25 protein-coding genes and 1 riboswitch are annotated in these 26,143 nt (G+C 61.9%); of the genes, 11 read left to right on the forward strand and 14 right to left on the reverse strand.

Features of this window, described 5'->3' with window-relative positions; genetic code table 11:
* From ACCD05_RS20450 to epmA, 6 genes are all read right to left on the reverse strand, one after another.
* Window positions 1-981, reverse strand: coding sequence for a DUF1839 family protein (locus ACCD05_RS20450; protein ID WP_413394997.1), 981 nt, complete (start codon window positions 979-981; stop codon window positions 1-3).
* Complete coding sequence (locus ACCD05_RS20455) at window positions 972-1,880, reverse strand: amino acid--[acyl-carrier-protein] ligase (RefSeq protein WP_413394913.1); 909 nt, start codon at window positions 1,878-1,880, stop codon at window positions 972-974. The genes ACCD05_RS20450 and ACCD05_RS20455 overlap by 10 nt, the downstream gene beginning before the upstream one ends.
* A gap of 5 nt (window positions 1,881-1,885) precedes the next feature.
* Entirely contained in the window at window positions 1,886-3,067 is a 1,182-nt protein-coding gene (locus ACCD05_RS20460; protein WP_413394915.1) for an acyl-CoA dehydrogenase family protein, read from the reverse strand.
* A complete protein-coding gene (locus ACCD05_RS20465; RefSeq protein WP_018901875.1) occupies window positions 3,067-3,318 on the reverse strand; it encodes an acyl carrier protein in 252 nt (83 codons plus the stop codon). Before ACCD05_RS20465 ends, ACCD05_RS20460 begins: the two co-directional genes overlap by 1 nt.
* A 258-nt stretch (window positions 3,319-3,576) precedes the next feature.
* A complete protein-coding gene (locus ACCD05_RS20470) occupies window positions 3,577-4,632 on the reverse strand; it encodes a lysine-2,3-aminomutase-like protein (RefSeq protein ID WP_413394917.1) in 1,056 nt (351 codons plus the stop codon).
* Complete coding sequence (gene epmA / locus ACCD05_RS20475) at window positions 4,629-5,693, reverse strand: EF-P lysine aminoacylase EpmA (RefSeq protein ID WP_413394919.1); 1,065 nt, start codon at window positions 5,691-5,693, stop codon at window positions 4,629-4,631. Before epmA ends, ACCD05_RS20470 begins: the two co-directional genes overlap by 4 nt.
* Before the next feature lie 151 nt (window positions 5,694-5,844).
* On the opposite strand from epmA, the gene efp reads away from it, so the two are divergent.
* Window positions 5,845-6,414 (forward strand): elongation factor P, encoded by a 570-nt coding sequence (gene efp / locus ACCD05_RS20480; protein ID WP_018901872.1) that lies wholly within the window; start codon window positions 5,845-5,847, stop codon window positions 6,412-6,414.
* A gap of 153 nt (window positions 6,415-6,567) precedes the next feature.
* Here efp and ACCD05_RS20485 read toward each other — a convergent pair whose 3' ends face one another.
* Window positions 6,568-6,828, reverse strand: coding sequence for a YMGG-like glycine zipper-containing protein (locus ACCD05_RS20485; protein ID WP_018901871.1), 261 nt, complete (start codon window positions 6,826-6,828; stop codon window positions 6,568-6,570).
* 30 nt (window positions 6,829-6,858) lie between these two features.
* The gene (locus ACCD05_RS20490) at window positions 6,859-7,014 is read right to left on the reverse strand and encodes a DUF3309 family protein (RefSeq protein WP_081619995.1); all 156 of its coding nucleotides are present in this window, start codon (window positions 7,012-7,014) and stop codon (window positions 6,859-6,861) included.
* A 679-nt stretch (window positions 7,015-7,693) separates the two neighbouring features.
* Between ACCD05_RS20490 and ACCD05_RS20495 the strand changes: the two genes are divergently transcribed.
* The 5 genes from ACCD05_RS20495 to ACCD05_RS20515 all read left to right on the forward strand — a co-directional run bounded on the left by ACCD05_RS20495 (window position 7,694) and on the right by ACCD05_RS20515 (window position 13,980).
* Complete coding sequence (locus tag ACCD05_RS20495) at window positions 7,694-10,828, forward strand: helicase-related protein (RefSeq protein WP_413394922.1); 3,135 nt, start codon at window positions 7,694-7,696, stop codon at window positions 10,826-10,828.
* Window positions 10,829-10,831: 3 nt separating this feature from the next.
* The gene (locus tag ACCD05_RS20500) at window positions 10,832-11,236 is read left to right on the forward strand and encodes an RNA-binding S4 domain-containing protein (protein WP_413394924.1); all 405 of its coding nucleotides are present in this window, start codon (window positions 10,832-10,834) and stop codon (window positions 11,234-11,236) included.
* A gap of 194 nt (window positions 11,237-11,430) precedes the next feature.
* Window positions 11,431-11,769 carry a ferredoxin FdxA gene (gene fdxA / locus ACCD05_RS20505; RefSeq protein WP_026283614.1) on the forward strand — a complete coding sequence of 113 codons (339 nt, stop codon included), beginning with the start codon at window positions 11,431-11,433 and terminating at the stop codon, window positions 11,767-11,769.
* A 395-nt stretch (window positions 11,770-12,164) separates the two neighbouring features.
* Window positions 12,165-12,740, forward strand: a complete 576-nt coding sequence (locus ACCD05_RS20510; protein WP_018901867.1) for a CarD family transcriptional regulator — start codon at window positions 12,165-12,167, stop codon at window positions 12,738-12,740.
* A gap of 379 nt (window positions 12,741-13,119) precedes the next feature.
* Entirely contained in the window at window positions 13,120-13,980 is an 861-nt protein-coding gene (locus tag ACCD05_RS20515; protein ID WP_018901866.1) for an RNA polymerase factor sigma-32, read from the forward strand.
* Between the two features lie 63 nt (window positions 13,981-14,043).
* Here the strand turns inward: ACCD05_RS20515 and ACCD05_RS20520 are convergent, their stop codons facing one another.
* The 5 genes from ACCD05_RS20520 to ACCD05_RS20540 all read right to left on the reverse strand — a co-directional run bounded on the left by ACCD05_RS20520 (window position 14,044) and on the right by ACCD05_RS20540 (window position 20,970).
* Complete coding sequence (locus tag ACCD05_RS20520) at window positions 14,044-15,588, reverse strand: M48 family metalloprotease (RefSeq protein ID WP_413394927.1); 1,545 nt, start codon at window positions 15,586-15,588, stop codon at window positions 14,044-14,046.
* A 241-nt stretch (window positions 15,589-15,829) separates the two neighbouring features.
* Entirely contained in the window at window positions 15,830-16,546 is a 717-nt protein-coding gene (locus ACCD05_RS20525) for an ATP-binding cassette domain-containing protein (protein ID WP_413394929.1), read from the reverse strand.
* Entirely contained in the window at window positions 16,539-18,188 is a 1,650-nt protein-coding gene (gene thiP / locus ACCD05_RS20530) for a thiamine/thiamine pyrophosphate ABC transporter permease ThiP (protein WP_413394931.1), read from the reverse strand. Before thiP ends, ACCD05_RS20525 begins: the two co-directional genes overlap by 8 nt.
* Window positions 18,188-19,168, reverse strand: a complete 981-nt coding sequence (thiB, locus tag ACCD05_RS20535; protein WP_413394999.1) for a thiamine ABC transporter substrate binding subunit — start codon at window positions 19,166-19,168, stop codon at window positions 18,188-18,190. The genes thiP and thiB overlap by 1 nt, the downstream gene beginning before the upstream one ends.
* Window positions 19,169-19,248: 80 nt before the next feature.
* A riboswitch (TPP riboswitch) is annotated at window positions 19,249-19,364 on the reverse strand.
* 73 nt (window positions 19,365-19,437) lie between these two features.
* Window positions 19,438-20,970, reverse strand: a complete 1,533-nt coding sequence (locus ACCD05_RS20540) for an MDR family MFS transporter (RefSeq protein ID WP_413394933.1) — start codon at window positions 20,968-20,970, stop codon at window positions 19,438-19,440.
* A gap of 117 nt (window positions 20,971-21,087) precedes the next feature.
* Here ACCD05_RS20540 and ACCD05_RS20545 point away from each other — a divergent pair, with 117 nt between their 5' ends.
* The 4 genes from ACCD05_RS20545 (at window position 21,088) to ACCD05_RS20560 (ending at window position 24,960) form a co-directional block, all read left to right on the forward strand.
* Window positions 21,088-21,624 carry a MarR family winged helix-turn-helix transcriptional regulator gene (locus ACCD05_RS20545; RefSeq protein WP_111562653.1) on the forward strand — a complete coding sequence of 179 codons (537 nt, stop codon included), beginning with the start codon at window positions 21,088-21,090 and terminating at the stop codon, window positions 21,622-21,624.
* A gap of 84 nt (window positions 21,625-21,708) precedes the next feature.
* Window positions 21,709-22,389 carry an OmpW/AlkL family protein gene (locus ACCD05_RS20550; RefSeq protein ID WP_413394935.1) on the forward strand — a complete coding sequence of 227 codons (681 nt, stop codon included), beginning with the start codon at window positions 21,709-21,711 and terminating at the stop codon, window positions 22,387-22,389.
* Window positions 22,390-22,476: 87 nt separating this feature from the next.
* Window positions 22,477-23,133 carry a thiamine diphosphokinase gene (locus ACCD05_RS20555; RefSeq protein ID WP_413394937.1) on the forward strand — a complete coding sequence of 219 codons (657 nt, stop codon included), beginning with the start codon at window positions 22,477-22,479 and terminating at the stop codon, window positions 23,131-23,133.
* Between the two features lie 3 nt (window positions 23,134-23,136).
* Window positions 23,137-24,960 (forward strand): ABC-F family ATP-binding cassette domain-containing protein, encoded by a 1,824-nt coding sequence (locus ACCD05_RS20560; RefSeq protein WP_413394939.1) that lies wholly within the window; start codon window positions 23,137-23,139, stop codon window positions 24,958-24,960.
* A gap of 7 nt (window positions 24,961-24,967) precedes the next feature.
* On the opposite strand, the gene ACCD05_RS20565 is transcribed toward ACCD05_RS20560, so the two are convergent.
* The gene (locus ACCD05_RS20565) at window positions 24,968-25,363 is read right to left on the reverse strand and encodes an ester cyclase (RefSeq protein WP_413394941.1); all 396 of its coding nucleotides are present in this window, start codon (window positions 25,361-25,363) and stop codon (window positions 24,968-24,970) included.
* Window positions 25,364-25,510: 147 nt separating this feature from the next.
* Here ACCD05_RS20565 and ACCD05_RS20570 point away from each other — a divergent pair, with 147 nt between their 5' ends.
* The gene (locus tag ACCD05_RS20570; protein WP_413394943.1) at window positions 25,511-26,134 is read left to right on the forward strand and encodes a hypothetical protein; all 624 of its coding nucleotides are present in this window, start codon (window positions 25,511-25,513) and stop codon (window positions 26,132-26,134) included.
* Window positions 26,135-26,143: the final 9 nt, after the last annotated feature.

Below are 26,143 nucleotides of genomic sequence, written 5' to 3' on the forward strand. Positions count from 1 at the left end.
TCAAAGACGTTTCGTGAGCGAAGCCATCATCGAATCCCACGCATCGGCCGCCGGATCAAGCGCGGTCGCTAGCGGCTCGAACTTCTTGCGCGTGACGGCGCGTGCCAGCTGGAACTGCACGGATTTCGCAGCCTCCGACAGCTTGCGCGCATGCTCGGCGGCTTCACCGAATTCGGCTTGCGAATGCCAGACCAGATGATCGGCCAGGAGCTCGAAATTGGCACCGAACTGGCGCAGCGTGTTGAAGGCGTATTTGTGGAAGAAGCCGAAGGGCCGCTCGGCCACCGCCTCGACCTGCTCTGGAAACACGCCAGCGAAAGCTCGGATCGGGTTTTCACGCGGGCGGCGGGCGAAGTGCGAAGACAGCAGCGCGCGCGAGACGCCGCGCGTCGCCTGCGGATCGACAGGCACGTCGGGGAACTTGGCGAACTCGGTATAGGGCAGAAACTGCGGATCCTCGTCGCGAAGATTAAGCTGGAACAGCCCGTCGAAATCCTCGCCCTCAAGCGAAAAGAAGCCGCCATTGTGGAAGTAGTCGACACGCTTGTTCGCGACATCCAGCCGGTTGATCGCAACCGTCGTCTTGCCGTGCTCCTGCCGGTAGGCGGTGCCCTGCGTGTCTGGCATGTAGAAGCTGTCCATCTCGATCAGGCAGAGACGTCCGCGCGCAATCTGCGTCGCGACGTGCCGCTCGACCTTGTCGAAGATCGCAAGCTCGGTGACCCTGATGCCGTAAAGCGCTTCCAGATCCTCGAGCGGCACCTTGAAGAAGGTGAACTGGTCGCCCTCGAAATCCTGGCCAAGCGTGAAGCCAAGCATCGCCTCGGGCGCGAGTCCAAGCGTGCTGAGCACCTCGATCCAGAGGTCGATATAGCAATTGGTCTCCGGCCACATGCGCTCCATGGAATGCAGCGCATGCGGGGAGTAGCTGTCCGGGCTGATCCCCGGGAAGACGGATGCCATCGTTTCCCTTAGCCCCAGAGCGCCTGGTGCACCGAGGCCGGCCACAGCTTGACGTCGAGGCCATGGTGATGGAACAGCGCCAGCGCGATGCGTTCCAAGCCGAAGCCGACGCAGGCCGTGAAGGCAACGCCGCCGTCCTCAAGGTTCAGACCCCACTTCAGGCCGAAGGAATCCTGGTGGAAGTTGAAGCTCATGCAGGCCGTCGGATTGGCGGTCGAGGTGATCGGGATGAGCAACTCGAACTTCAGGTTCTGGTCACGCTGGTTATTGACCATCATCTTGCCGGCGCGGCCGAAGAACGGATCGTTGGCGACATCGATGGTGACGTCGAGACCGACGAGCTTCATCATCTCAAGGCCGCGATCCATCCACTTCTGGCGGAAATCGGTGACGTGCAGCTCGGTGCCCATGCAGACATATTCGCGCATGCGGAACAGCTGCTGGCGGGCCGGATCGCGCGACGGCTCATGGCGGAAGCAATAGGACTGCAGGTCGAACAGCGCGCCGTCCTTCGGCAGGTTGCCGCGGCGGGCAACCGTCGGGTAGAGCGGATAGCAGGCGGCCGGCGTCAGCACGATTTCAGTGGCTTCCTGGCCCTTGGTCCAGTCGTCGCCCACTTCCATGCACTGCAACAGGTTCATGTGGTCGAGCTCGTTGCCGCAGAAGCTGTGCACCGTGCCGGCCAGCTGCGGGAAGCTCTTCATGTAACCGCTCTTTTCGAAAATCTCGCGGTTCATGCCCGGCGGAAAGCGCATGGCTTCCGCGCCATCCGCGCCGCCGAAGCGATCGATCAGGCGCTCGAAGGCGGCGATCACGTCCTCGAACTGGCCGCTGCGGCCATAGAGGCCGTCAACGCCCATATCGATCAGAAGGCCGGATTCAAAAAGCCGGTCCAGAAAGGAGGTCTGCATATCCATGTGAGTTACCCCAGTAGGCTAGTGTCCTGCTTGTGGACAAGGAGCATGCTCGACGTGTTGCCAAGGATGCGGTCGTTGGAAATCATCAATTGAGCGGAATGCGCATCGCGCAGATGCCGTCCGAGACTGAAGGGCGTACCGTTCTTGTAGCCCATGATGCCGCAGATCAGCATCGCGTGGTTGACGATCTCAAGGATCGTCTCGGACGATGCGATCTTGACGTTGTTCATCGCCACGGCAAACGCCATGGACGACAGCTTGTCGGGATCGGCCTTGGCATCCTCGTAGGCCTTAAGCCCTGCGACGACGTTGGACTTCACCATCTGCAAGAGGTTCGACACTTCGGCGAGACGCAGCGCACCCGGAGGCGGCGCGCCCGGCGACTTGCGGGCAGCGGCGCGCACGAAAGCCTGCGCGCGGGAGAATGCATCGATGGCAATCCCGTACCACACGCCGCTCCAGAGCAGGTGCGAGGAGGCCAGCATCGACTGCGCCGCGATCTCGGCGAAAGGCTTCGGCAGGATCTGGCTCGCCGGCGCTTCACCCTTGAACAGGAAGCCGTCGGAGCAGGTACCGCGCATGCCGAGCGTGTTCCAGGCATGCGTCTTTTCGAGCGTGTATTGATCTTTCAAAAACGCCGTCAGAACCTGATCGGAAGGCGCCGCATCCGCATGGGCGCGCGAAGTAATCAGGATCGCGTCGGCGTGGGCGCCATAGGAAATGACCGTCGCATCCTTTTCGAGACGGCAAGCACCGCCCTCGACATGAATGGCGCAAATGCTGTTGCGCAGATTGCCGCCGATGCCGCCTTCGGTCGTCGCCGATCCGATCAACAGCTGTTCGGCCGCGATGCGGCGCATGAAATCGGCGTGCCACGCGCTGTCCGCCCCATGCTCGACGAGGCTGGAAAGCTTGATGTGGTGCATGGCGAAAACCATGGCGCTGGCGGCGCAGGCCTGGCCGAGCATCGAGCAGAGCTCGGCGATCTCGGTCGTCGTTGCGCTTTCGCCACCAAGGCTGCGCGGAATCTGGATGCTGAGCAGGCGCTCCGCCTTCATCGCATCCACGGCCTCCTGAGGAAACCGGCCTTCAAAATCGACGGCGTCCGCGAATTTCGCCGCAATAGCGGCAACGCGGGCAGCCCTTGCTGCAAAACTGTCTTCCGTGATTTTGACCGGGAAGTTCATCAGGCGACCTTCCGGCTATCCTTGATCAGATCAACGGTCCGGGCGATGGCCGAGATGCTGGCGAAGGACTTGCGATTGAGGAGATTGTCCGGGAACTCGATATCGAAGGCGTCCTCGATGCCGAGCATGAGCTGAACCGATGCGAAGGAGGTGAGCCCCGCCGCGTACAGATCGGCATCGTCAGCCACGGTGTCGATGGCCACAGGCAGCTTGCCGAATTTCGCAAGCAGTTCGCGGATCGTCGTATTCATCCTCACATCTCCAAGCTGTCATAACCAGAGCGGGCGCTCATCGCCCTGTCATGGAGGTGCTTTTAAGGAGGAAAAACCAATATTCCGCTAAGGCATGTGGTTAAATCTGGCCACGATGAAAAGCTAAGAATTTAGCGTCTTCGGCTAATCAGTAGAGATAAAGCAAATCGGATCATTGCTTTGCGGGAAAAGCTTAAACAACGCTTTGCCCGAGCATGAATGAACCCGAGTGCTGAAATGAAACGAAGAACGGAACAGTTAACTCCCGCGCGGCGGGTAGATATGCTCTTGTCCGTTGTAGTCGGAAACCGAATAACAACCCTCCGCGTTTCTGCGGATCGAGTTTTGGCCGATATCGGCTTTGCCGTATCCTCCTGGAATATCCAGAATATAGGTCGGTTGGCACAATCCAGAGATGCGACCACGCAAGGAAGCGACGATCGCCTGCCCCTCTTCGACCGATAGCCGGAAATGGCTGGTACCAGGCGCGAGATCGGGGTGATGCAGATAATAAGGTTTTACCCGCGTCTCGACGAAGGCCTTCATCAGCTCCGCCAGAACATCGGGATCATCGTTGACGCCCTTGAGCAGCACCGACTGGCTGACCATGACGATGCCGGCATCGATGAGCCGGGCGCAGGCGGCGCGCGCCTCGGCCGTGAGCTCGCGCGGGTGGTTGGCATGCAGCGCGACATAGGTGGTCTTGCCGCTCGCCTTCAGCGCCTCGATCAGCGCCGCGTCAATCCTCTCCGGGTCGACAACAGGCACGCGGCTGTGGAAGCGAACGATCTTGACGTGATCGATATCCTTGAGCTGTTCGAGGATATCCCGCAGCCGGCGCGGCGACAGGACCAGCGGATCGCCGCCGGTCAAGATGACCTCCCAGATCGCGTCATGGCCTCTGATGTAATCGAAGGCCGCCGCCATCGCGGCGGGATCGAGCGTCCCCAGCCCCTGCGGCCCCACCATCTCGCGGCGGAAGCAGAAGCGGCAATAGACGGGACAGACATGCACCGCCTTCAGAAGCACGCGATCTGGATAGCGATGAACGATGCCCTCGACGGGGCTATGCGCGTGATCGCCGATCGGATCGGCCCGCTCCTCCGGCGTCATCATGAGCTCTGCGGCATCGGGCACGAACTGGCGCGCGATCGGATCATTGGGATCGTCGTGGTCGATCAATCGCGCCATGTCAGGCGTCACCGCGATCGCATAGCGCGCCGCGACGTCGTCCAGCGCCTCGCGGTCGCGATCGGCGATGAGCCCGGCATTGGCGAGCTCGTCCACCGTCTTGATCGGCCGGGTGATCGTCACTGCCCGTACTCCGCCACCGGCGCCCACAGCACCTGATCGATCCGCCGCGCACCCGTCGCCAGCATCACCAACCGATCGAAGCCGAGCGCGATGCCGCTGGCATCGGGCATGATCGCCAACGCGTGGAGCAGATCATCGTCAATCGGATAGGTTTCGCCATAGATGCGCTTTTTCTCCGCCATCTCGATCTCGAAGCGGCGGCGCTGCTCGACGGGATCGGTCAGCTCGCCGAAACCGTTCGCCAGCTCGACGCCGCAGGCATAGACCTCGAAGCGCTCGGCCACACGCGGATCGGCGGCCGATGGCCGCGCGAGTGCTGCTTCGCAGACCGGATATTCGTCAAGGATCGTCACGCGCCCCATGCCAAGATGCGGCTCGACCTTCTCGACCAAAACCCGGCTGAAGAGATCGGCCCACTGATCGTCTTCGGCGACGCGCATGCCGTGGCGCTTCATCTCGGCCGCCAGATGCTCACGGTCGGTCGAGCCATCGGCGCTGACCGAGGCCAGAAGATCGATATCGGCATGACGGCGGAACGCTTCGGCGACGCTCACACGCTCCGGCCCGGCGAAGGGATCGCAGGTCGTCTCACAATAGCTGAGCATCGTCGTCTGCATCGTCTCGGCCGCCAGCGCTATGATGCGCACGCAGTCCATCATCAGGCTCTCATAGCTCTCGCCGGTGCGATACCATTCCAGCATGGTGAACTCGGGATGATGCAGCGGTCCGCGCTCGCGATTGCGATAGACATGTGCGAAGCAGGCGATGCGCTCCTCACCGGCGGCAAGCAGCTTCTTGCAGGCGAATTCGGGCGAGGTGTGCAGATAAAAAGGAGCGACCTGCCCATCCGTGGTCAGCGCCTCGGTGGCAAAGGCATGCAGATGCGCCTCGTTTCCAGGCGACACCTGCAGTGTCGCCGTATCCACCTCGATGAAGTCCTCGCGAGCGAAATAGCCGCGCAGCGCCGCCTGAATCCGGTTGCGTCCGATCAGGAACGGCCGGCGGTCGGCATGCACACTGGGCGTCCACCAGGGCGACGCTTTGGCGATCGAGGGTTTCATCGAATGCTGTCCTGACCGGATCAACCAACGCAAGGGCTGGCTATTTGCCGGATTTTAGGTTAGTTGCGCCCCCAAAGAACACCTGATTGCGTCTCCGGGGCCATTTCGACAGTCCTCTACGACGCCAAAAGCCGAGTTACAAGGAACTCTTATGGTCAAGGTCATCGCCTCTTCCGTCCGCAAGGGCAACGTCCTCGATGTGGACGGCAAGCTCTACGTCGTTCTGACGGCCAACAACTTCCACCCGGGCAAGGGCACGCCGGTCACCCAGGTCGACATGCGCCGCATCGTCGACGGCGTGAAGGTCTCCGAGCGCTGGCGCACGACCGAGCAGGTCGAGCGCGCCTTCGTGGAAGACGTCAACCACCAGTTCCTCTACGAGGACGGCGAAGGCTTCCACTTCATGAACCCGGAAAGCTATGACCAGGTTGTCGTCGACGTCGAAACCATGGGCGACCAGAAGGCTTACCTGCAGGAAGGCATGGTTTGCATCTTGTCCATGCACGAAGGTGTAGCGCTCGCCCTGCAGCTGCCGCGCCACGTGACGCTCGAAATCACCGAGACCGAGCCGGTCGTCAAGGGCCAGACGGCATCGTCTTCCTACAAGCCGGCCATGCTCTCCAACGGCGTCCGCACCTCGGTTCCCCCGCACATCGACGCCGGCACCCGCGTCGTCATCGCGACCGAAGACAACTCCTACGTCGAGCGCGCCAAGAACTGATCCGGCGCCGGACCGAAGCTTCAAAGGCCGTATCGCCCCGCGATGCGGCCTTTTTCTTTGGCGGCTTCCCCCGACTGCAAGACAACAAAAAAAGGCGCCGGAAAACCGACGCCTTTATCTTATCCGTAGGCCCGATCGCTCAGGCCAAAGCCATTAGCGCGGGCAACGTGCTTCGTAGCGGCGGCCGTAGCGATCGCGGTAGACGCAGTAGCCGCGGCGTTCGACCGACTGGCCGATGAGCGCGCCGGCGAGACCGCCGGCAACGGCGCCAACGGCCGCACCACCCCAGCTGTGGCTGACCGCGCCGCCGATGACCGCGCCGGTGCCGGCACCGATCGCGGTGCCTTGTTCCGTGGCCGTGCAGGATGCGAGCGCGCCGACCAAAGCGCCGATGAGTACAATCTTCTTCATCATAACTATGTCTCCCAGGGTTTTTGGCGCGCTTTAGATGCGGCCCATGAGTACGAGAATGATAATAATCACAAGAACTAAGCCCAAACCGCCAGAAGGTCCATAGCCCCAGCTGCGACTATAACCCCAATTCGGTAGGGCTCCGAGCAAAAGCAGAATAAGGATAATGAGTAGTATCGTTCCAAGCATATCCCGTGACCTCAGCGCATTTCGAGTTTGAATGAGCCAGTAACACGTAAGCCGGCTTTTGGTTCCGCCGATTTTTTCCAAGAGGACAATATTTTTCAGCAGGTAAGCCGACATCGTCTGGTATCCTCACGCTGACGCATAGCAGGCGCGGCGCCAAAAGCGCATTTGCGCCTATGGTTAAAATTTCCATAAAATACAATAGGTTGTCGCGAACAAACCGGGAAGTCGGCAAAGTCGCTGATTCGTCTGCCCTTTGTTCCGGATTTGATCGAGCCTGCTTCGAAACGGATTTTTTACGTTTCGGGCGGAACCGAAGTCACCGCTACACGCCCCTTCCTTATCCGCCGAACAAAAACCTCGACACACGCCAAACGAGAATCTTCCGATTCAGCATCTGGTGGGAAAAAGTGATTCAAAATCAATACTTAGCAGTGAACAAACCCTGAATCATCGGGAGTCAGCGATTCGTCTCCGATTCGTTCTACTGCTGTTCCGAATCGCTATGCGAGCATTCCACAAGCTATTCGCGAGAGCTAAAATCCGCCGGTGAAATTGAAATCAGCCCTTGCGTTTGCGCCAACGGCTGTCCATTTGTTTGTCTGCTTCGGATCAGGAGCTTGGTTTTACCCCCGGGGCACCCCGCCCCGTCTGCAGGACAAAGACACTGACATCGCAGCCGATGATACTGAGTGGGCGCGGCGTGACCGCGGTGCTCGGTCCAACCAATACAGGCAAGACCCATTATGCCATCGAGCGGATGGTTGCCCACGGCACCGGCATCATCGGCCTGCCGCTGCGCCTGCTCGCGCGCGAGGTCTATACGCGTGTCTGTGAAAAGGTTGGTGTCCACAACGTAGCACTGGTGACCGGCGAGGAGAAAATCTCGCCGCCGAATGCGCGCTACTCGGTCTGCACTGTCGAAGCCATGCCGCGCGAAACCAAGGCCGCCTTCGTCGCCATCGACGAAGTGCAGCTATCAGGCGATCTCGAGCGCGGACACATTTTCACCGACCGTATCCTGCATCTGCGCGGCCGCGACGAGACGCTGCTGCTCGGCGCCGGCACCATGCGGCCGATCCTCCAGCATCTGCTTCCGGGCATCACCGTCGTCGAGCGTCCGCGCCTGTCGCACCTGCTCTATGCCGGCCAGAAGAAGATCACCCGCCTGCCGCAGCGCTCCGCCATCGTCGCCTTTTCGGCCGACGAGGTCTATGCGATCGCCGAGCTCATCCGCCGCCAGCGCGGTGGCGCGGCTGTCGTTCTCGGCGCGCTGAGCCCGCGCACCCGAAATGCCCAGGTGGCGCTCTACCAGGCCGGCGACGTCGAATATCTGGTGGCGACCGACGCGATCGGCATGGGGCTCAACCTCGATGTCGACCATGTCGCCTTCGCCCAGGATCGCAAGTTCGACGGCTACCAATTCCGCAACCTCAATCCCGCCGAGCTCGCCCAGATCGCCGGCCGCGCCGGACGCCATCTGCGCGACGGCACATTCGGTGTGACGGGCCATGTCGACCCGTTCGACGAGGAGCTGGTCGGCCGCATCGAGGGCCACCACTTCGACAACGTCAAGGTGCTGCAGTGGCGCACCACGGACCTCGATTTCAAGTCGATCCAGACGCTGCGCGCCAGCCTTGAAACCGGGCCGCGCGTACCCGGCCTGACGCGCGCGCTGCCGGCTGTCGACCAGCAGGCGCTCGAGCAGCTGTCGCGCTATCCCGAGATTCGCGATCTGGCCGATACGCCGGCAAGGGTCGAAAAGCTGTGGGAGGCCTGCGCGCTGCCGGATTATCGGCGCATTACGCCGGCCCAGCACGCCGATCTGATCGCGACCCTCTTTTCCGATCTCGTGCGCTATGGCACGGTAAATGAGAATTTCCTTGCCGAACAAGTGCACCGCGCGGATCGAACTGACGGTGAAATTGACACGCTTTCGGCGCGAATCGCGCAGATAAGGACGTGGACCTATGTATCGAATCGGCCCAGCTGGCTTGCCGATCCGACACACTGGCAGGAAAAGACGCGGGAAATCGAAGATCGATTGTCCGATGCGTTACATGAAAGGTTGACGAAACGCTTTGTTGATCGCAGGACATCTGTGCTCATGAAGCGCCTGAGAGAGAATGCGATGCTGGAAGCTGAAATCAGTGTAAATGGCGATGTCTTCGTAGAAGGACATCATGTAGGGCAGTTGTCGGGTTTCCGGTTCACGCCTGTATCGGGAGCGGATGGTCCGGACGCGAAGGCTGTCCAGGCTGCTTCGCAAAAGGCGCTTGCTTTGGAATTCGAAGCCCGCGCAGCGCGTATTCACGCGTCCGGCAACGGCGATCTGGCGATCGGCTCCGACGGCTCGATCCGTTGGCTTGGCGATCCCGTGGCACGCCTGGCGGGCACCGAGCACATCATGCGTCCGCGCTTGATCCTGCTTGCCGATGAGCAGCTGACCGGCAATGCGCGCGACCACGTCGCCGCCCGCCTGGAGCGCTTCGTCAATCACCACATCTCGACCGTGTTGAAGCCGCTCGATGATCTGTCGCGCGCCGAAGACCTGCAGGGCCTTGCCAAGGGTCTCGCGTTCCAGCTGGTGGAAAATCTTGGCGTGCTGTTCCGTCGCGACGTGACCGAAGAGGTCAAGTCGCTGGATCAGGACGCGCGTGCCTCGATGCGCCGTTACGGCGTTCGCTTCGGCGCCTACCACATCTTCGTTCCAGCGCTCCTGAAGCCGGCTCCGGCCGAGCTCATCACGCTGCTCTGGGCGCTGAAGAACGACGGCCTCGACAAGCCGGGCTACGGCGACCTCATTCCGGTTCTGGCCGCTGGCCGTACCTCTGTCGTCACCGATCCGAGCTACGAGCGCAATTTCTACAAGCTGGCGGGCTTCCGCTTCCTTGGAAAGCGCGCCGTTCGCGTCGATATCCTCGAGCGCCTGGCCGACATCATCCGTCCGCTGCTGCAGTGGAAGCCGGGTCAGCCGAACCGGCCTGAAGGTGCCTATGACGGCCGCCGCTTCACCACGACCACGGCGATGCTCTCCATTCTCGGCGCTACGCTCGAGGACATGGAAGAGATCCTGAAGGGTCTCGGCTACCGCGCCGACGCCGTGAAGGCCGAGGAAGCAGCCACCTATCTGGCAGCACAGGACGCCGCCGCGACGCCGGCCGCAGCAGCAACGACGGAAGCAACCGCTGACGCCGCCGCTGAAACCGCCGAGCACGACGACGCCGACAGCGCCTCTGCTGACGAGACGGCTGCGGAAGCGCCGGCTGCCGAAACCGCCGAAGCGCCTGTTGCCGAAGTGCCGGCCGCTGAAGCACCAGTCGCTGAAGCAACCGCGACCGAAGCCTCTGCCGAAGCTGCGCCCGCAACCGAAGCCGCTGTAACAGAAGCCGAAGAGCCGAAGCCGGTTCTCCTCTGGCGTCTTGGCGGCCGCACCGACGGCAACCAGCGTCAGGCACGCGGCCATGGCGAGCGCCGTGGCGGCGAACGCCAGGGTGAGCGTCAGGAGCGTGGCGAGCGCCAGGGTGATCGCCAGGATCGTGGCCACGGCCATCGTCGCCAGGGCGGCGAAGGCGAGAACCGCGACGGCAACCGCCAGAACCGTGGCAAGGACGGCGGCAAGCCGCACCAGGGCCGCAACGACCAGCGCGGCGACCGTCAGGACCGTGGCGGCAAGGGTCGCGACGACCGCAACAACAACCGTGGCGGCTCTCAGCCGCTGCGCTTCGAGGCAAAGCCCCCGCGCAAGGAAAAGCCGGTCGATCCGGATTCGCCCTTCGCCAAGCTCGCTGCCTTGAAGGAGCAGATGAAGAAGTAATCGATGAGCGAGAAGACACAGCCATCAAGCGGTTCGCGCCAGCGCATCGACAAGTGGCTGTTCTTCACGCGCATGATCAAATCGCGCTCGCTGGCACAGGCCCATGTCCAATCCGGGCATGTGCGTATCAACGGCGAGCGCGTTTCCCAGCCAAGCCACCAGATCAAGACCGGCGACAGGATCGAGCTCTCGCTCGACCGCCGCGAGTTCGTTCTGATCGTCAAATCCGGTGGCGCTCGGCGCGGCCCTTTCGAGGAGGCCCGCCTCCTCTACGACGACATCTCACCATCACAGCAAGACCGCAAACAGCTGACGCCCTACGAGCAGGCGACCCGCGATACGGGTTCTGGACGCCCGACCAAGAAAGAGCGCCGCGCAATCGACCGCCTGATGTCCGACGACGATTAGAAAATCCGTCTCCAAACTCGGCGCTTTCGCGCTTTCTTTATCCTTGAAATCCGGCACTAAAGCCGATACTTCACAAGCAACTTGCCGGATGGCGTGGCAGTTCCCAAGACTGGTCATGTCCGTCTCCGGCCAGGGGAAAGGCGCGACGTTCCAGGTTGCCCGGCCCCGTCTGCGTGAAAATCCTGGAGTTCTTCATGACCTATGTCGTGACCGACAACTGCATTCGCTGCAAATATACCGATTGCGTTGAAGTCTGCCCCGTTGATTGCTTCTATGAAGGCGAGAATTTCCTCGCGATCAATCCTGACGAATGCATCGACTGCGGCGTCTGCGAGCCGGAATGTCCCGCCGAGGCGATCAAGCCGGATACCGAACCGGGCCTCGACAAGTGGCTGAAGATCAATGCCGAGTTCGCCAGCATCTGGCCCAACATCACCGTCAAGAAGGACGCGATGGATGGCGCCAAGGACGTGGATGGCGAGACCGGAAAGTTCGAGAAATACTTCTCGGAAAAGCCCGGCGCCGGCGATTGATCGCCCGTTGATACTATAGTCTGAGACAGGGCTGGAATCTGCCCAATCTCACGGCGGATATGCATGACTTATGGGGGCGACATGTGTTGCCCGCATGACTCATACGCAGTAAATTATTGATTTCCTCATATTTTTGTGGTAACTTTCACACACTGTTCCTTTTGCGGCATCAAGGATGCCCCAAACCACCACGAAAGCAAACAAATCCAAGCGCGATTTCCGTGACATATCATGATCTTGAGCTGTCACGCCCCAAGATTGCGTGTCTGAATATGCTTGCTTCTTCCCGGTGGGACCAGAAGTAAAGTCACCCGACGGATCCGACCGTCTCATCCGGGCCTGACTGACCCGGCTCCGGCCTTGGCCGGAAGCGTAACAGGGAGTTTTTGACAAGAATGACGATCCAGCAGAAAAAGCCTTCAGCAGCCCGCCATGGTTTCAAGACCGGTGAATCGATCGTGTACCCCGCTCATGGCGTCGGTACCATCAGCGCCATCGAAGAGCAAGAAGTTGCCGGGATGAAGCTCGAACTTTTCGTTATCGATTTCGAGAAGGACAAAATGCGCCTGAAAGTGCCGGTCGCAAAGGCCATGAGCATTGGCATGCGCAAGCTTTCCGAGACGGATTTCGTCGAGCGTGCTTTGAAGGTCGTGCAGGGCAAGGCGCGCGTCAAGCGCACCATGTGGTCCCGTCGCGCGCAGGAATACGATGCCAAGATCAACTCCGGCGACCTGATCTCGATCGCTGAAGTCGTTCGCGACCTTTATCGTGCCGAAAACCAGCCGGAACAGTCCTATTCCGAACGCCAGCTTTACGAAGCAGCGCTTGACCGCATGGCGCGCGAAATCGCCGCCGTCAACAAACTCTCGGAAACGGAAGCCGTCCGCCTCGTCGAGACGAACCTGAACAAGGGTCCGAAGCGCGGCAAGGCTGTGGAAGAAGACGAAGCAGAAGAGGAAGAAGCAGCCTGATTTCAGGCTTTCTTCTCACCAAAAAACCCGGCCATCGTGCCGGGTTTTTTTATTGGAACCTTTTCCAAAGTCGCGCGTTTACACACTGTCACCACGGACTTCCGGGAGAAAGCAATTTCGCTGGAGGTCCGGTTTTCATGTCAGGATGCGACGAGGAGCGGATCATGCCTTCCACAAATTGCCGGTTTGGCAACGTGAAGAAAACGGTCTGGGCTCGCGGCATAACCAGCACATAGCAGTAACTAGGGCCTCTCTCTGAGACGTCCAGAGTTAGAGGCCTTCATATCTTCCAGCCATGAATTTGATCCGGTCCGCAATGTCCGGAAGCAAGCCTTGTTTGCCCTTTTCAGGGCTAAAAGTCTGAACTCAGGAGACCGATATGAAGAACATGTCTGCAGACCGGCGCATGATCAAGATCGCCATGGCGGCTCCCTATCTTGCCCGCGAGGAAGAACACGACCTCGCTGTCCGTTGGAAGCACAACGACGACCGTGGGGCACGCAACCAGATCGCAATGGCGCATATGCGCCTCGTCATTTCCATGGCCGCGAAATTCCGCAACTTCGGACTTCCCATGAGCGACCTCGTCCAGGAGGGCTATGTCGGCCTTCTGGAGGCCGCCGCACGCTTCGAGCCGGAGCGCGATGTACGCTTCTCCACCTATGCAAGCTGGTGGATCCGCGCCTCGATCCAGGATTACATTCTCCGCAACTGGTCGATCGTGCGCGGCGGCACCAGCTCGGCGCAGAAGGCGCTATTCTTCAATCTGCGCCGCCTGCGCGCCAAGCTCGCCAAGGGCGATACGCAGCTGACGCTGCAGTCGATCCACCAGGAAATCGCCGCGGCACTTGGCGTCAGCCTCTCCGACGTCCAGACCATGGATGCACGTCTCTCCGGCAACGACGCCTCGCTTCAGGCACCATCTGTGTCTGGCGATGCCGATAGCGCCGAGAAGATGGATTTCCTCGTCAGCAACGAACCGCTGCCCGATGAACAGGTCACCAACATGATCGACGGCGAACGCCGCCGGGTGTGGCTTGCTTCCGCGCTCACCCATCTCAACGAACGCGAGATGAAGATCATCAGCGCCCGCCGCCTTGCCGAAGATGGCGCGACGCTCGAAGAGCTCGGCGCCGACCTCGGCATCTCCAAGGAGCGCGTCCGCCAGATCGAAAGCCGCGCCATGGAAAAGCTCCGGACAGCGCTCGTCAGCGCCGACCCGTACATGGCTGCGCACTAACCCCGATTACTCCGAGATTACTCCCCAGTGATGCAACTGGCCCGGCGCAAGCCGGGCCTCTTTTTATTCAGAGATGATTTTGACGCGGTCGCCGGGCGCAACGGAAGCGCCGGTCGGCAGGGCGTTGATCAGCTTGAACAGATCGAGCTTGCGATCCGTCCCCATCATCCGCGCCGCGAGCGTGGTGATGTTATCTCCAGGCTGCACCGTCAGCACACGCACCCGAAGCGGCTTCAGCGACGCGGCCTCTGCCGGCGTCATGCGCCGGAAGCTGGAGCGCAGCACATCGGCCGTCGATTGCAGCGCGGTGCTTCCCTTCGGCACGGCCGTGAGGAAGCGGAAGATTTGCGAGTTGTTGCGCACGACAGTCACGTCGAAATCCCAGCGATCGGCGCTGGCGCGCGCGGTCGCGGCCTCCATGCCGTTGACGGTGATCTGCTGGATGGTCGACGGATCAAGCCCGGTGACCCAGCCGCTCGAGATATAATTGGTCAGCGACTGGTTCTGGTTATCGGCCACGCCGTCGAAGCGGATGGCGATATCGCCGGGACCGGTCGCCATGACCGCCTCGACCTTGTTGTCGATCTTGAAGTCCGGCGGCACGTCGAAGCGGATGCCGAGACCGCCGTGCAGGAAGGTCTGGCCGCGAACATAGCCCTCTTCCGGGCTGTCGCCATAGAGCAGGCCATCGATACCGTCGAGATAGTATCCGCGCCCGGTATCGCCGACCTTGCCCTCCTGGCCGAAGGCGCGGGCATGGTCGCGCGCAAGCTCGATGCGCTGCGCCGAATTCGGATGGCTCGACAGGAAGTCCAGGCTCTGGTCGGCATCGGGATCAACAGACATGAAGCGGCTGTAGCCGGCCATGGAATCGAGGAAGCGGCTGGCCGCATAGGGATCGTAGCCGGCTTCGCCGAGCATGCGCACGCCGATGACGTCGGCCTGCAATTCCTGCTGGCGCGAGAAGGCGGCAAGGCGCAGCTTGCCGCGCGCCAGCGCCTGCTTGCCGGCGATATCGCTCGAAAGCACTTCGGCGACGACGCGGCTGGCGATCACTTCCGCCTCTTCGCGCTTCTGCCGCTCGATGCCGTGATTGGCGGTGACGTGGCCCATTTCGTGCGACAGCACGGCCGCCACTTCCGACGCATCATTGGCAAGCGCCAGAAGACCGCGCGTGACATAGAGATAGCCACCGGGCAGCGCGAATGCGTTGATCGCCGGCGAATTGAGAATGGTGATGCGGTAGGACTGGCTCGGATTTTCCGACACCGCCGTCAGCGCGCCGGCAATGCGCGCCACCAGACGCTCGGTCTTGGCATCCTTGTATTCGCCGCCATAACTCGCGACGATGCGCGGATGCTCGCGCGCGCCCATCGCCGCACGCGGATCGTTCTTCTGCACTTCATCGACGATCTGCGGATTGGACGAAGGGCCGACACTGGGCTGATAGGATTGTTCAAGCGCCGACTGACAGCCGTAGAGCGCCAGCGTGGAGGCGGAGAGGATCGACGCCCGTCGCGCCCAGCGGCACGCTGCGAAGAACACATCACTGGAAGGCGCGGGCAGTTTCCACGTCGTCATGCGGTCCAGTCTGGCTCTCCGAGTCATCGCGCTTCTCGGCCGGCTCGCCGTCATGGCGCCCCGGTCGTCTTCATCAAGGTTCAACAGGCGTACGCCCCCGTTTCCGCAGTGCACAATCGAGGGCCCAAGCCTTTGCTTTAGCTGATTTCCGCATCGGTTGCATAGCGAGACTCTGCCTAAATATGGCGGCTTTATACTTTAGCAAGCCTAACGTGGTTAAGGAGTTCTCTGGGTCGCCGCAAATTATGGCGAAAGTGCCGTTGTCTTGTTAAGATTCGTCGATCCGCAGAAATTGCCGCAGCGCGGAATTGTTCTCACCGGTCGAAAATCGCGCGATCGGCGCGGCCACCGCGACTCTGCCCTGATCGATGAAAATCGCATAGTCGGCAATCCGTCTGATCTCGTCGGCATCGTGCGACACGATGACAACCGTGTTGCCGCTGTCGCGGTGCATGGCCAGAAGCAACCCCGCCATGTCGCGGCGCAGGCTCGGATCGAGTGCCGCGAAGGGCTCGTCGAGCAAAAGGATGGGTCGCCGGCGCACCAGCGCCCGGGCAAACGCCACCCTCTGCCGCTCGCCACCGGAAAGCGTCGCCGGCATCCGCTTTTCAAAGCCTGACAGCCCGACCTTCGCAAGCGCCGACGTGATCGCCCGCCGATCGGTGTCTCCGAGTTTCAGCGCCGGATGGATGCCGAGCCCGATATTGGTGAAGACATCGAGATGCGCAAAGAGGTTGTTGTCCTGAAACACCAGCGACACGGGCCGCTCGGCCGGATGCTGATGGCCGATATCCTTCCCGTGAAATAGGATCTGCCCTGCATCCGCCGTGTCAAAACCGGCCAGCAGATTGAGGAAGGTCGACTTGCCCGCGCCCGACGCGCCGGTGACGCCGATAACGGCGCCCTCAGGCAGCGCGCAATCAAACACGAATGAGTTCTGGCCAAGCCGCAGCGTCACGCCGCGCATCTCTATGGCATCAGTCATGCGATAGCGCCTCCCGCTTCGGTTCATCCGCCGCCCCCGAGCCCATCGTGCCCGAGATCGTCAGCAGCAGGCAGATGACGCCAAGGATAAGCGCCAGCCCATCCGCATCATTGGTGCGATAACTCCCAAGACTGGAATAGACCAGCCACGGCAGCGTCACGAAACTATCCGAACCGAACAGCGCCACGGCGCCGAGGTCGCCCAGCGACAGCGCCATCGCAAACGACAGCGCCGTCAGCACCGGCTTGCGCAGATCCGGCCACGAGATGAGCCGCAGCTTGGCAAGACCGGAGATGCCGAGGCTTGCACTCAGCCGCTGCGTGCGGCGCTGGTGGATTGCGTAGGCCGGCTCCAGCACCCTGACGACGAAAGGCATCGCCATCAGCGCGTTGATCGCGACAACGAGCACCGGCGCCACGATATTGACGTCGCCGACATCACGCGCCGCCAGGAACCATCCCGTGGCGAGAACGATGGGTGGGAAGAGCAGCACGAGCGACGATGCCGCCCCCATGGCGGCAAAGAAGGACCGCGCGCCGCGCCGCGCTCTCTTCTCAAGCGAAAGCGTATGGCGCGCGCGCACGAGCGGCATCGACAAAGCGAGCGACAGCAGGGCCGACGAGAGCGCCATCACACCGCTGGTGGCAAGGGCCCGCCAGAAGATCGCTTCACCGACGAGCTTCACCAGATCGGCGCGCAGGCCGGCGATGACGATGAAGAGCAGCGGCAGACCGAGAAACAGCACGGCCAGCAGTAGAAGCGCGCGATCGGCAATCCATGCACGGAACAGCGTGCCATCCGGCCGCCGGATCGTTCGGCCCGCCGTCAGCCCCGCATCTCCGGATGCCGGCAGCAGCGACAGGATGCCGAGCACAACGGCCGTTAACGCAATTTGCAGCAGGGACAGGCCCACCGCGCGGCCGGGATCGAAATCAAACCGCAGCGACTGGTAGATCGCCACCTCGATCGTGGTCGCCGCCGGGCCGCCGCCGAGCATCAGCACCAGCGTAAAACTGGTGGCGCACAGCATGAAGATCAGCCCCGCCACGCCAGGGATGACCGAGCGCAGCACCGGCCACTCAATGAAGCGGAAGACGGAGACCGGCCGCATGCCGAGGCCGCTCGCCACCAGCCAGTATTCGCCCGGCACCCGCTCCAGCGCCGCCAGCATCAGCCGGCAGGCGAGCGGCAGGTTGAAGAACACATGCGCGAGCAGAATGCCCGACAGCCCATAGATGCTGACGGGCTGGTCGATCCCCGTCCACGAGAGCATCGTGTTGACGACGCCCTGCCGGCCCCAGATGCCGATCAGACCGAGCGCGCCGATCAGCACCGGCAGTCCCATCGGCACCGCCATCAGCCGGATGATCCAGATGCGGCCGATAAATCGCGGCTGCCGCGCCAGCGCCCGTGCCACCGGAATGGCCAGCACAACCGACAGCAGCGTCGAAAGCGCCGCCTGCAGAAGCGTGAAGCGCAGAACGCGCAAGATGTATGGATCGGAGAGGATCGCGCCGACAGGCATGCCGTCGGTGGAGATCAGCAGCGAGAGCGTAGCGACCGTCACGAAGACAAGAATGGCGGCGAGGCTGAGCGCCCCGCCGGCCAGCGCATATCGTCTTTCGGACGGCGCAAGAAGCATCAATTCATACTCATGGCGGCCAGCCACTCGTCGATCCAGGCCTTGCGGTTCTTGGCGACCTCATCCGAGCTCATCAGGAAGGTCTTCGACGGGTTGACGAGCTTGCCGAAAGCATCCGGCAGCGGCTCCGAGGTCTTGGACACCGGCATCATCCAGTTGTTGGTCGGGATCGTGTCCTGGAAGCCAGGAGTGACCATGAACTTCAGGAAGTCCTGCGCCAGCGCCTTGTCCGGCGCGTTCTTCAACAGGCCAGCGACCTCGATCTGGATGTAGTGTCCCTCGGAGAAAGCGGCTGCCTGGTAGCGATCGGTGTTTTCCGAGACCATGTGATAGGCAGGCGACGTCGTATAGGAGAGCACCATCGGCGCCTCGCCCTTCGTGAAAAGGCCATAGGCCTCCGACCAGCCGGGCGTCACCGTCAGCACCCGCTTCTTGAGCTTCGCCCAGGCTTCCGGCGCCTTGTCGCCATAGACCGACTTCACCCAGAGAAGCAGACCAAGGCCCGGCGTCGAGGTGCGGGGATCCTCGATGACGATCTTCTGCGCGGGATCGCCGTCTACCAGTTCCTTCAGGCTCGCCGGCGGCGTCTTGATGGTCTGCGTGTCGTAGATAACGGCGAAATGGCCGTAGTCATAGGGCACGAAGACATCATCCTTGAAGCCGCCGGGGACCTGCAGCGCGCCGGTATCGACGCCGCTCGCATCGAACAGACCGGTGGCCTTGGCTTCGGTGATGAGGTTCGTGTCGAGACCGAGGACGACATCGGCCTTGGTGCCTGCGCCTTCTAGCTTCAGACGCGACAAAAGTGCCACGCCATCCGCGACGCTGACGAAGTTGACCGTGCAGCCGCAGGTCTTCTCGAACGCCGCTTTCACCTTCGGGCCGGGACCCCATTCGGAGGTGAAGCTCTCATAGGTGTAGATGGTGAGCGCCTTGTCGGCGGCCTGTGCTGCCGTTGCCGAAAAGCCCGCCAACAGCATGGCAGCGCCGAGCGCATAGGTCTTGAAATGGGTCATGACACCTCTCCTCTAGGTTCATTGAAGGGGAAAAGGGCGGTGCCTGGTGTCACGCGTCTAATCCCTCCGCCGGTGTTAGCCGGATCAGGTTCCGCGGGTTGGCTTTTGCAAGCCTCTCAGCCAAGCATCTGGAAGATACGAGGCACCCCGTTAGAGCGTCGCAAGGTGTATATCCGTAGCCGGCGTCTGGCAAGAGCGGACGTCGGCCCGGGTTCGTTGGCCAAGTTCGTTGTCTATTCGGCGGCCTCGGCAGCCGCTTTCGCCGGCGCGCCACCTGTGCGCGGCAATTGCACCGGCTTCAGCATGAGGGCCGCCACAAGCCCGATCAGCGCGATACCGCAGGACGTCATGAACAGCGGCACGAAAGCGTTGGCATAGGCCTCGGCAACCGCCTGGCGTGCGGCCTCCGGCAAGGCGGCCAGCATCTTCGGCGTCAGCTGCTCGATATCGGCAACGCCGGGAATGGAGGAACCGACGCGCGAGAGCTGCGAGCCGATGATCGCGCCGTAGATCGAGATCGCAATCGACGCTCCGCCCATGCGCGACAGTGTCACCGAACCGGTCGCCGCACCGATATCGCGCACCGGCGCCGCGTTCTGCACGCCGATGATCGGCACCTGTTGCGCCAGGCCGACGCCGACACCCTGCAGTGTCATCACAGCGCCGATGAAGATGAGCGGCGTGCCGGCATGAAACTGCGACAACAGCGCGAAGGCCAAGGCATTGCAGCTGAGGCTGGCGATGGCGAACGGCTTGTAGCGCCCCGTCACCGAGATGATCCGCCCGGCCGAGATCGACCCGCACATCAGGCCTCCGGTCAACAGGATGAAGAGCAGCCCGGCCGCGGACGGAGAAAGCCCTGTCGTGGTCTGCAGGAAGAGCGCGAAGTAGTTGACCATGCCGATAGCGATGCCGCCGCTCATGATCGACATGATCAGCAGCAGGCTGAAGGTCGAATTGCGAAACAGCGACAGCGGAATGATCGGTTCGGCGGCACGGCGCTCGACGAACACCCACGACACCAGGAAGACCGCGCCGGCGGCGATGATTGCAAGGTTCAGCGGCGCGATCAGCGAACCGAAAACCTGCGCGCCATCAGCGGCCAGAACGATGCTTGTCGTCGTCAGCGCCAGCAGAATAGCGCCGGCATAATCGATTGTCGGACGACGGTTCGGCTTGCGATAGGGAAGCATGAAAACCAGGCCGCCAAGTACGACAACACCGATAGGAATATTGACGAGGAAGATCGAGCGCCAGCCGAAGAGATCGCTCATCGTGCCGCCGAGCACGGGCCCGATAGCACCCGACGCCATCAGCACAAGGCTGACATAGCTCTGGTATTTGGCGCGCTCGCGCGGCTCGAAGAGATCGGCCGTCACCGCGAAGATCGACACCATGATCCCGCCACCACCGAGACCCTGCAGCAGGCGCGCGGCGATCAGCGTGTTCATCGAAACCGCCAGCCCGCAAACCGCCGAACCGACAGTGAAGATCAGGATCGCGGCCATCATCACATATTTGCGGCCGAAGAGATCGCCGAGCTTGCCGTAGAGCGGCATCACCGCGCTGACAGCCAGCAGATAGGCCGAGCCGACCCAGCTGAACCGCTCAAGATGCCCGAACTCCCCGACGATTGTCGGAAGCGCCGTGGCGACGATCTGGTTGTCGAGCATGGCCATGAACATGGCGGTCATCAGGAAAAGAAAGAGAATGAGCCGGCGACGGGGGTCGGTCACCAGCGGCTGCGCTGCGATCTGTGGATTCATGGGGGCGATCTTTCTGGTTAGTGCGCAATTTATGTGCTATCAGCATATAAATGTCAACGTCATATAAATGACATCAGCATATTTTCCTCCCCGATCGCTTCTGTTATCCTCCACCCCATGACAGACACTTTGCAAATCGATCCCGACACCACGCCGACCGAAGATGATATCGCCCATATCGGCCAAAGCATGAGCCGTATGCGGATGATCACGGGGCGACGACTGATTGCCCGTCTCGCCATCGAAAAGGTGGCTCCGGATCTGGAGCTTTCGCATCTGGATGTTCTCGAAGCCGTCAAGCTCGCCCGCAGGAATGGCGAGGTGACTGTGGGGACGATTGCCGAGGCCATGCGCATCGATCCGTCCCGCGCAAGCCGCATTGTCGCCGACATGGTGGGCCGCGGTGTACTCGAACGCGCGGCATCTCAGCAGGACGCCCGGCGGATCCTGGTGGTGATCACGCCATCCGGCTGGAGCCTGCTCACGGAACTGAAATCTCAGAAGCTCGCGATCATCAAGGATGTCGTCTCCGACTGGTCGTCCGAGGATGCCAAAAACTTCGCCGAGCTGTTTGATCGGTACATGACCGGTTTCGAGCGCGTTTTCGCCATGCGCGACAAACACTTGCCCGCGACACCAAAAGCCGGAAAATAGATCGAGAGATTGATCTGAATCAAACAGTTACCTTGCCGTGTTTCATAGAACTCCCCCTGACCATAAAACCTAGGAGAGAATCGAATGAAACGCCGCCTGGCAAAACTAAAGGGCATGTTCGCTGCCGTCGTTCTGGTTGCCGCTGCCCATCCGGCCATGTCCGCCGACCTGACCCAACCGACCGCGGCACAGGAAGCGACGCAGAGCCAGAGCCCCTGGATGATCCGCCTGCGCGCGCTTGGCGTTATCACCCAGGATTCCGGCTATGTCGGCGGCGTCCCTGGCTCGGATCTCTCCTACTCGGACACCGTCGTTCCTGAATTCGACGTCACCTACTTCTTCACCGACAACATCGCCGCCGAACTTATCCTCGGCACGACATTCGCCAATGTCACCGGCGAAGGCTCGATCGATGGTCTCGGCGATGTCGGCAAGACCTGGCTGCTGCCGCCGACGGTGACGCTGCAGTACCACTTCACCGACTTCGGCAACTTCAAGCCCTATGTCGGCGCCGGTCTGAACTACACCATCTTCTACAACGAGAAGGGCAAGAGCGCCCAGAGCCTCGACATCGACAACACCTTCGGCGTCGCGCTCCAGGCCGGCTTCGACTACATGTTCGACGAGCACTGGGGCCTCAACGTCGACGTCAAGAAGATCTTCCTGCGTCCCGATTTCAACGTGAACGTCGGCGGCACCGACATGACCGGCAAGGCCAAGCTCGATCCCTGGCTGATCGGCGCCGGTGTGACCTACCGCTTCTAAGCCCAGTCTTTCACGCAGAAACGCTTGAGGGCGCGGACAAACCATGTCCGCGCCCTTTCCCTTTTCCCCCGCTTTGCGCTATGGGCAATGCCCATGAGCCAATCCACCTTCACCATCCTGCTCGGCGGCGAGCTGCACATGACGGAGCGCCTTCGCGCCGCCGTCTCCGGCAGCCGTTTCATCGCGGCCGATGGTGGCATGCGGCACGCGCTGGCCCTCGATGTCAGGCCGGAGCTCTGGGTCGGCGATTTCGATTCCACGCCGGATGATTTGACGACCGCATTCTCGGATATCCCGAGAAAGCCCTACCCCGCCGCCAAGGCCGCCACCGATGGCGAGATCGCCGTGTCGGAGGCAATCGCCCACGGTGCAAAACGGCTGATCCTCGTCGGCGCCCTCTCTGGCGACCGCTCCGACCACGCGCTGCAGCACCTGCTCTACGCCGTCAGTCTGGCAGAAACCGGCCTCGATGTACTGCTCACCTCGGGCACGGAGGAAGCCGTGCCGCTGATCGCGGGCAGCATCACGCTCGACCTGCCGAAGAACAGCCTGTTTTCCGTGCCCGCCTTCAGCGAGCTCAACGGCCTCTTCATCGAGAACGCCCGCTATCCGCTCAGCGATTTCCATTTGCCCTTCGGCTCGTCGCGCACCATTTCCAATGTCGCGGAAGGCCCCGTGCGCTTCTCGCTTGAAAGCGGCCGCGCCATCGTGCTCGCCCGCCCTTACGATCTTTCCGGAGTCTGATTTTTGGCGCCCCCTATCCTTAAACTTGACGATATCTTCCTGAGCTTCGGCGGCGCGCCGCTTCTGGCGGGTGCTGCCCTGCAGGTGGAGCCCGGCGACAAGATCTGCCTTGTCGGCCGCAACGGCTCCGGCAAGTCGACACTCCTGAAGATCGCCGCCGGCATGGTGGAAGCGCAGTCCGGCGAGGTGTTCCGCCATCCGTCGTCGACCGTGCGCTATCTCGAACAGGCGCCCGATTTCGCCGGCTACAGCACCGTGCAGGCCTATGCGGAAGCGGGCCTCGGACCTGGCGACGACCCCTACCGCGTCACCTACCTTCTCTCGCATCTCGGCCTCACCGGCGAGGAAGACCCGAAGAACCTCTCGGGCGGCGAAGCGCGCCGCGCGGCCCTTGCCCGCGTTCTGGCGCCAGAGCCCGATATCCTGCTCCTGGACGAGCCGACCAACCACCTCGATCTCCCCACCATCGAGTGGCTGGAAGGCGAGCTGCAGAAGACCCGCAGCGCGCTGGTGCTGATCTCGCACGACCGTCGCTTCCTGGAAAAGGTCTCCACCGCCACCGTCTGGCTCGACCGCGGCACATCGCGCCGCCTCGATCGCGGCTTCGGCCATTTCGAGGCCTGGCGCGACCAGGTGCTTGAGGCCGAGGAGATGGAACAGCACAAGCTCGGCAAGGCGATCGAGCGCGAAGAGCACTGGCTGCGCTATGGCGTCACCGCGCGCCGCAAGCGCAACATGCGCCGCCTCGGCGAGCTGCAGACGATGCGCGCCAGCTATCGCGGCCACAAGGGTCCGCAGGGCACCGTTCAGGCGACCGTCTCCGACGCGCAGGAATCCGGCAAGCTCGTCATCGAAGCCGACAAGATCACCAAGACCTATGGCGAGCGCCCGATCGTCACGCCGTTTTCGATCCGCGTTCATCGCGGCGACTGCATCGGCCTCGTCGGCCCGAACGGCGCCGGCAAGACGACGCTCCTGAAGATGCTGACCGGCCAGCTCGCGCCCGACACCGGCATCATCAAGCTCGGCACCAATCTGGAGATCGCAACGCTCGACCAGAAGCGCGAGGACCTGAACCCCGAGGACACGCTGGCGCACTACTTGACCGACGGGCGCGGTGAGAACCTGCTTGTCAACGGCGAGCAGCGCCATGTGACCGGCTACATGAAGGAATTCCTGTTCCAGCCGGAGCAGGCCCGCACGCCGATCAAGAACCTCTCGGGCGGCGAACGCGCCCGCCTGATGCTCGCCCGCATGCTGGCGCGGCCATCCAACTTGCTGATTCTCGACGAGCCGACCAACGACCTCGACATCGAGACGCTGGACCTGCTGCAGGAGGTCGTCGCAGGCTTCCCGGGCACCGTCATCCTCGTCAGCCACGACCGTGACTTCCTCGACCGCACCGTGACCTCGACCATCGCCCCCGCCGTGCCGGATGCGCCCGATGGCCGCTGGATCGAATATGCTGGCGGCTATTCCGACATGCTGGCGCAGCGCAAGGGTGCAGCCGACGAGCGTAAGAAGGCGGAGAAAGCCGAGAAGGCGAAAGCGCAGGACGCGGCGCCCGCCGCCGAAGTGCCGAAGGGCAAGGGGAAGCTCTCCTTCAAGCAGAAGTTCGCGCTCGAAAACCTGCCCAAGGAGATGGCAAAGGCCGAAGCCGAGATCGCCAAGCGCGAGGAAAAGATGGCCGACCCCAACCTCTTCTCCAAGGACCCCACGACCTTCAATCGCCTGGCCGCCGAGATGGAGAAATTCCGCGACAGCCTGGTGAAGATGGAAGAAGAGTGGCTGGAACTCGAAATGCTCCGGGAAGAGCTGGAGGGCTGATCGCCCTCTACGCCGCCGAAAGCTGAGCCTCGATCGCCGCCTTGTCGACGATCGACCACACGTTGGTGATCTTGCCGTCGGCAAATTCGTAGAACACGTTCTCGGAAAACGAGATTCGCCTGCCGTTGACGGGCAGCCCAAGGAATGTGCCTTGCGGGCTGATGTTGAAATTCAGCCGGCTGGCCACCGTGGTGTCATCGGCGACCAGAATCCGGACGTCGAAATGGAGGTCCGGGATCGCACGAAACTCGGCCTCACGCGCCTGCCGATAGCCATCGAGGCCAACCATCTGGCCGTTATAGCGCACATCCTGCCAGACATAGGTGCCGAGCTTCTCCCAATCCTGGGAGTTCAGGCAGTCGATATAGGCACGATATACGGCCGCAAGCCTCTTCTCCGGCATTCAAGCTCTCCCACCCATTGGCATACCCTGCCAGATAGTTCCCGTCTCCGAGCCGGAAACCCTCACATTTCATTGATTGGCCAGCGCCAAGACCTCGTGCCTAAGCTCCCAAAGGCTCCCGCCCCCGGAGCCAAGAGGAGAAAACCCATGTCTCGCTACCTGAATACCAGTCATGTCGCGGCGCTTGCCGTCGGCATTCTTCTGAGCACGTCGCAGATCACATCGGCGGCTGATGCTGAGCGCGTGCGCGTGCGTGGCGATATCGCAAGCCTTTCCGGCGACACGCTCGTCGTCAAAACCCGTGAGGGCGCCGACCAGACCATTGCGCTGAAGCCGGAATGGAAGGTTGGCGGCATCAAGAAGGCGTCGGTCGAGGATATCAAGCCCGGCGATTTCGTCGGCATCGCCTCGCTGCCCAAACAGGACGGCGGCGACGGCGCCCTGGAGGTTCTGATCTTTCCCGCGGCCATGAAAGGCACCGGCGAAGGCAGCCGCCCCTGGGATTTGAAGCCCAACAGCAGCATGACCAACGCGACCGTCGCGAAGGCCGTAAAATCCGTCGATGGCCACACCGTGACGCTGACCTATCAGGGCAAGGAAAAGACCATCTCGATATCGGACGCCACACCGATCGTGACCTTCACCGCCGCGCAGAAGTCGGACCTGCCACCGGGCGCGCACGTCATCGTCATGGGCGAAAAGGCAGCCGACGGAACGGTCTCCGCAGCACAGGTGACGGTCGGCACCAACGGCATCGTTCCACCGATGTGATCCTGATCG

Source organism: Rhizobium sp. Rhizsp42 (assembly GCF_047304155.1).
Taxonomy (GTDB): domain Bacteria; phylum Pseudomonadota; class Alphaproteobacteria; order Rhizobiales; family Rhizobiaceae; genus Rhizobium.

Coding starts and splice junctions, on each gene's coding strand:
- ACCD05_RS20455 (WP_413394913.1), bottom strand. CDS start 1,880: ATGGATATGCAGACCTCCTTTCTGGACCGGCTTTTTGAATCCGGCCTT.
- ACCD05_RS20460 (WP_413394915.1), bottom strand. CDS start 3,067: ATGAACTTCCCGGTCAAAATCACGGAAGACAGTTTTGCAGCAAGGGCT.
- ACCD05_RS20465 (WP_018901875.1), bottom strand. CDS start 3,318: ATGAATACGACGATCCGCGAACTGCTTGCGAAATTCGGCAAGCTGCCT.
- epmA (WP_413394919.1), bottom strand. CDS start 5,693: ATGAAACCCTCGATCGCCAAAGCGTCGCCCTGGTGGACGCCCAGTGTG.
- efp (WP_018901872.1), top strand. CDS start 5,845: ATGGTCAAGGTCATCGCCTCTTCCGTCCGCAAGGGCAACGTCCTCGAT.
- ACCD05_RS20485 (WP_018901871.1), bottom strand. CDS start 6,828: ATGATGAAGAAGATTGTACTCATCGGCGCTTTGGTCGGCGCGCTCGCA.
- ACCD05_RS20490 (WP_081619995.1), bottom strand. CDS start 7,014: ATGCTTGGAACGATACTACTCATTATCCTTATTCTGCTTTTGCTCGGA.
- ACCD05_RS20495 (WP_413394922.1), top strand. CDS start 7,694: ATGATACTGAGTGGGCGCGGCGTGACCGCGGTGCTCGGTCCAACCAAT.
- ACCD05_RS20500 (WP_413394924.1), top strand. CDS start 10,832: ATGAGCGAGAAGACACAGCCATCAAGCGGTTCGCGCCAGCGCATCGAC.
- fdxA (WP_026283614.1), top strand. CDS start 11,431: ATGACCTATGTCGTGACCGACAACTGCATTCGCTGCAAATATACCGAT.
- ACCD05_RS20510 (WP_018901867.1), top strand. CDS start 12,165: ATGACGATCCAGCAGAAAAAGCCTTCAGCAGCCCGCCATGGTTTCAAG.
- ACCD05_RS20515 (WP_018901866.1), top strand. CDS start 13,120: ATGAAGAACATGTCTGCAGACCGGCGCATGATCAAGATCGCCATGGCG.
- ACCD05_RS20520 (WP_413394927.1), bottom strand. CDS start 15,588: ATGACTCGGAGAGCCAGACTGGACCGCATGACGACGTGGAAACTGCCC.
- ACCD05_RS20525 (WP_413394929.1), bottom strand. CDS start 16,546: ATGACTGATGCCATAGAGATGCGCGGCGTGACGCTGCGGCTTGGCCAG.
- thiP (WP_413394931.1), bottom strand. CDS start 18,188: ATGCTTCTTGCGCCGTCCGAAAGACGATATGCGCTGGCCGGCGGGGCG.
- thiB (WP_413394999.1), bottom strand. CDS start 19,168: ATGCTGTTGGCGGGCTTTTCGGCAACGGCAGCACAGGCCGCCGACAAG.
- ACCD05_RS20540 (WP_413394933.1), bottom strand. CDS start 20,970: ATGAATCCACAGATCGCAGCGCAGCCGCTGGTGACCGACCCCCGTCGC.
- ACCD05_RS20545 (WP_111562653.1), top strand. CDS start 21,088: ATGACAGACACTTTGCAAATCGATCCCGACACCACGCCGACCGAAGAT.
- ACCD05_RS20550 (WP_413394935.1), top strand. CDS start 21,709: ATGAAACGCCGCCTGGCAAAACTAAAGGGCATGTTCGCTGCCGTCGTT.
- ACCD05_RS20555 (WP_413394937.1), top strand. CDS start 22,477: ATGCCCATGAGCCAATCCACCTTCACCATCCTGCTCGGCGGCGAGCTG.
- ACCD05_RS20565 (WP_413394941.1), bottom strand. CDS start 25,363: ATGCCGGAGAAGAGGCTTGCGGCCGTATATCGTGCCTATATCGACTGC.
- ACCD05_RS20570 (WP_413394943.1), top strand. CDS start 25,511: ATGTCTCGCTACCTGAATACCAGTCATGTCGCGGCGCTTGCCGTCGGC.